Genomic DNA, 3744 nt, shown 5'->3' with positions numbered 1-3744 from the left:
GCTGGATGCTGTCGCTGGCGATGGTCGGACCCTGGTTGGGCGCCCGGGCTGTATCGCCCAGCACCATCTCCACCGCCCCGGGCGGGACGTCCAGCTCCTCCGCCACGATCTGGGTCAGGGCGGTGCGGATGCCCTGGCCCAGATCGACATGGCCGCAATAGCCGATGATGTCGTCGACCGCCGACAAGCAGATGAAGGGCTCCACCCCATCGCCGGCGCGGCGGTAGACCAGCAGCGTGTCCGCCGCATCCAGCAGCTCCGCCGCCGTGAGCCGGGCCAGGGCCGACGGCGTCATGGCGCCCCCGTGCCGTCGGTCAGCGCCACAGCGCGGCGGACCGAGGCCAGGATCTCGACATGGGTGCCGCAGCGGCACAGGTTGAAGCGCAGCGCCTCGCGGATCTCCGCCTCGGTCGGGCGCGGGTTAACGGCCAGCAGCGCCACGGTGCGGATGACCATGCCGTTCAGGCAGTAGCCGCACTGGGCGCCCTGCCCGTCGATGAAGGCCTGCTGCACCGGATGCAGCCCGGCCTCGCCGCCCAGCCCCTCCAGCGTCGTGATCGCATGGCCGGCCATGGCGCCCACCGGCAGGGTGCAACTGCGCGCCGCCTTGCCGTCGACCAGCACCAGGCAGGCGCCGCATTCGCCGAGACCGCAGCCGTATTTCGGGCCGTTCAACCCGGCGTCGTTGCGCAGCACATGCAGGAGCGGCGTCGCGGGAGCGGCGGGCGTCCGCACCTCCGTCCCGTTCACGCGCAGCGCGATGCCGGATGCCGTCATCGCCCGCCGAAGGACCCGGCGGAGCGGGCCAGCCTGCAATCGGACCGGACGGGGACGCGCATGATGCCTCGGACGCAAAATGACAACGACGCGGGGCAGTGTGAACCAATCATTGTTCGTATACAAACGATGTTATGCCGATTCAGCATCCCATCGCCGTGGCGGGCAGGGCAACAGGCCGAAGCCCAGGGTGCCTCAGCCCTCGCCGGCCAGCCCCTCGGCGCCGCGCACCACGCCGACGGTCACGCCCTGCCGGGTCTTAATCTCCGGCGCCAGCCAGCGACCGGCGATCTCCGCATCGGCATCGTCCAGCGCGCCGATCCGCTTCAGGATCGCGGCCATGGCGACATTCGCCGCCCGGTCCGCCCCGTCGTCGATCTTGAGGGCGACGCCCAGGCCGTATTCCGGCAGCGCGGCGCAGAACACGCCCTCGGCCCCGACCTTGGTCATCACCCGGCCATGGCAGGCCTGCATCATCTCGGTGTCGAAGCGGCCGGTACCGGCCACCAGGAAGGGCTGCGCCGCCCAGGCCTTGCGGATGCGCAGCACCGCGGCGCGCCGCTTCTCGGGCAGGTCGTCCGGATCGGCGATCCGGGCCATGGCGAAGGCCAGGCCTTCCAGCGGGATGGCGATGGTCGGGATCGAGCAGCCATCGGCCGCCCAGGGCGCGTCGCCCAGGCCGCAGCCGGTCATCTGCTCGAGCACGCCGAGGATGCGCTGCTGCACCGGGTGGTCGTAGCGGATGTAACCCCTGGTCTTCTCGCCGAGATGGACCGCGGTGGTCAGGAAGCCGGTGTGCTTGCCGGAGCAGTTGTTGTGCAAGGCCGAGGGATGCTCGTGGCGGCAGACCAGCGCATGGGCCGAGCCTTCGTGGAACGGCAGGTGGGTGCCGCATTCGAGGTCGGCTTCGGACAGGCCGATCTTCGCCAGCCAGGCCGCCACGCGCTCGACATGCCCCGGCTCGCCGCCATGCGAGGCGCAGGCCAGTGCCAGCTCCTCGTCGCCCAGGCCGAAGGCGTCGGCGGCGCCGCTCTCGACCAGCGGGATCGCCTGCAGCGACTTGATCGCCGAACGGGCATAGACCGGCCGGGAGATGTCGCCCCAATGGCCGTGCACCCCGCCATGGCGGTCGACGATCAGGGCGCTGCCGCGGTGGCGGCTCTCGACCATCGAGCCGCGGGTGACCTCGACCAGGATCGGCGCGCCGCCGCCGGCGAGGTCGGCGGTTCCGGTGGCGGGGCCGTGGGCATGCGGGTGGGCGTGATGATGGTGGTCGGTCATGGTCGTCTCGGCAGGGTCGGCGGGGCCGGTTCCGGCGCGCACCTTGCCCTTCCGCCCCGCGCGGGGCAAGGTCGCAGCCTGACGACACGGACGGGACCCGGATGAAAGGCTATTTCGCGATCGGCTGCGAGGGCATCAGCAAGCCGATGAATGTGGGGGCGCTGCTGCGCACCGGCCATGCCTTCGGCGCGGCCTTCTGCTTCACCGTGGCGCCGGTGGCCGAGACCGTGGATTTCGGCTGGAGCGACACCTCCAGCGCCGCCGGCACGGTGCCGCTCTACACCTATCCCGACGTCGCCTCGCTGACCCTGCCGCAGGGCTGCGCGCTGGTCGGGATCGAGCTGATGGCCGACTCCGTCGCCCTGCCGAGCTTCCGCCACCCGCGCCGGGCGGTCTATGTGCTGGGGTCGGAGCGGGGCGGCCTGTCGCGCGATATGGTCGCGCGCTGCGACCACATCGTGCAGATCCCGACCCGCTTCTCGCTGAACCTGTCCCTGGCCGGGGCGTTGGTGATGTATGACCGGCTGATCTCGCTGGGCCGCTTCGCGCCACGCCCGATCATGCCCGGCGGCCCGACCGAGGCGCTGCCCCCGCATGTCCATGGCGGCCCGATCGTGGGAGAGGGCTGAGCGGCCCGGCTACGGCGCCAGCAGCGACCGTACGGTCGAGGCCAGGGCGTCGGCGGCGTAGGGCTTGCGCAGGGTGGGCAGGTCCTGCGGCACCCCGTCCTCGGCGCCGTAGCCGGTGGTGAACAGCACCTTGAGCGTCGGCCGTTCGCGCCGGACCTGGACGGCCAGCTCCGCCCCCGACATGCCGGGCAGGCCAACATCGGTGATCATCAGGTCGAAGTCGCCGCCGTCGAGCAGGCGCAGCGCCTCCGGCCCGTCCGCCGCCTCGGCGACATCGAAGCCGCCATCGATCAGGGCCTCCACGGCGAGGAGACGCACCAGCACGTCATCCTCGACCAGCAACACACGTCCGCCACGCATCGGTCAGCTGTTCGCTTCTTACAATTCCGATGTGATTCATGGCGGCAAACCGGGCCGGGGGCAACCCTTGATCCCGAAGACCAGGCTCAGTGGATCGTCGTCCCAGCCGGGACGGCGTGGGCCGCGGCCTCCGGCGGCGGCACCTGGCCCGCGACCGGCGGCAGCGCGATGCCGCCATCCCGCAGGGCGTCGGCAACGGCCGCGAAGATCGGGCCGCACAACCGGGTGGCGACCGGCGTCAGGATGGCCCGCGCCAGGAACGGCACCCACAGGGTCTCGCCCTGCTGATGCAGCGCCACGACGTCGAGCATCAGCCGCTCATCCTCCGTCACCTGGCGGCAGCGCGGGCAGTTCACCTGGATGGTGCGGCCGGCGCCGTTGGCGATGAAGCCCATCAGGTCGTCCACCGCCTCGGCCGCCGCCGGCGCGCCTTCGTTGCGGAAGGCGGTGCGCAGATTGGCCAGTACCGGGATGCCGTGGCGATGGCCGGCCACCCAGGCGCGGATCGCCCACAGCACCAGCGTCTCGGCCCGGGTCAGGACCGGCGCGCCGGCATCGTCGCAGTCATGCGCCTCGTCGCTCATGACAGCGCCGCCCGGACCAGGCCGAAGGACGGGGCGTTCGCCGGAACCCGCAGCGGCCGCGGCGGCGCGGCCGGCCGCTGCAGGAACACCCCCGCCTCCGCCAGCAGGGCGGC

At 72.0% G+C, this 3744-nt stretch carries 6 protein-coding genes; 1 reads left to right on the top strand and 5 read right to left on the bottom strand.

Features of this window, described 5'->3' with window-relative positions; genetic code table 11:
- The 3 genes from P409_RS29190 to P409_RS29180 form a co-directional block, all read right to left on the bottom strand.
- A partial coding sequence (locus P409_RS29190; protein WP_034846690.1) for a molybdopterin cofactor-binding domain-containing protein occupies positions 1-295 on the bottom strand: 295 nt, incomplete at its 3' end.
- Positions 292-777 carry a (2Fe-2S)-binding protein gene (locus P409_RS29185; RefSeq protein WP_034846688.1) on the bottom strand — a complete coding sequence of 162 codons (486 nt, stop codon included), beginning with the start codon at positions 775-777 and terminating at the stop codon, positions 292-294. The genes P409_RS29185 and P409_RS29190, both read right to left, overlap by 4 nt.
- A 195-nt stretch (positions 778-972) precedes the next feature.
- On the bottom strand, positions 973-2058 hold the full coding sequence (locus P409_RS29180) for an asparaginase (protein WP_034846686.1): 1086 nt from the start codon (positions 2056-2058) through the stop codon (positions 973-975).
- Between the two features lie 101 nt (positions 2059-2159).
- On the opposite strand from P409_RS29180, the gene P409_RS29175 reads away from it, so the two are divergent.
- Positions 2160-2687: an RNA methyltransferase gene (locus tag P409_RS29175; RefSeq protein WP_034846684.1), complete on the top strand. Its 528-nt coding sequence runs from the start codon at positions 2160-2162 to the stop codon at positions 2685-2687.
- A gap of 9 nt (positions 2688-2696) precedes the next feature.
- On the opposite strand, the gene P409_RS29170 is transcribed toward P409_RS29175, so the two are convergent.
- A complete protein-coding gene (locus P409_RS29170; protein ID WP_034846681.1) occupies positions 2697-3047 on the bottom strand; it encodes a response regulator in 351 nt (116 codons plus the stop codon).
- 86 nt (positions 3048-3133) lie between these two features.
- Positions 3134-3631 carry a hypothetical protein gene (locus tag P409_RS29165; RefSeq protein ID WP_034846679.1) on the bottom strand — a complete coding sequence of 166 codons (498 nt, stop codon included), beginning with the start codon at positions 3629-3631 and terminating at the stop codon, positions 3134-3136.
- Between the last annotated feature and the right edge of the window lie 113 nt (positions 3632-3744).

Source organism: Inquilinus limosus MP06, from assembly GCF_000767795.1.
GTDB classification, from domain to species: Bacteria; Pseudomonadota; Alphaproteobacteria; order DSM-16000; family Inquilinaceae; genus Inquilinus; species Inquilinus limosus_E.
Note: the sequence above shows the minus strand (reverse complement) of the source record. Positions and strands in the feature narration are given on the sequence as shown.

Coding starts and splice junctions, on each gene's coding strand:
- P409_RS29165 (WP_034846679.1), bottom strand. CDS start 3,631: ATGAGCGACGAGGCGCATGACTGCGACGATGCCGGCGCGCCGGTCCTG.
- P409_RS29180 (WP_034846686.1), bottom strand. CDS start 2,058: ATGACCGACCACCATCATCACGCCCACCCGCATGCCCACGGCCCCGCC.
- P409_RS29175 (WP_034846684.1), top strand. CDS start 2,160: ATGAAAGGCTATTTCGCGATCGGCTGCGAGGGCATCAGCAAGCCGATG.
- P409_RS29170 (WP_034846681.1), bottom strand. CDS start 3,047: ATGCGTGGCGGACGTGTGTTGCTGGTCGAGGATGACGTGCTGGTGCGT.
- P409_RS29185 (WP_034846688.1), bottom strand. CDS start 777: ATGACGGCATCCGGCATCGCGCTGCGCGTGAACGGGACGGAGGTGCGG.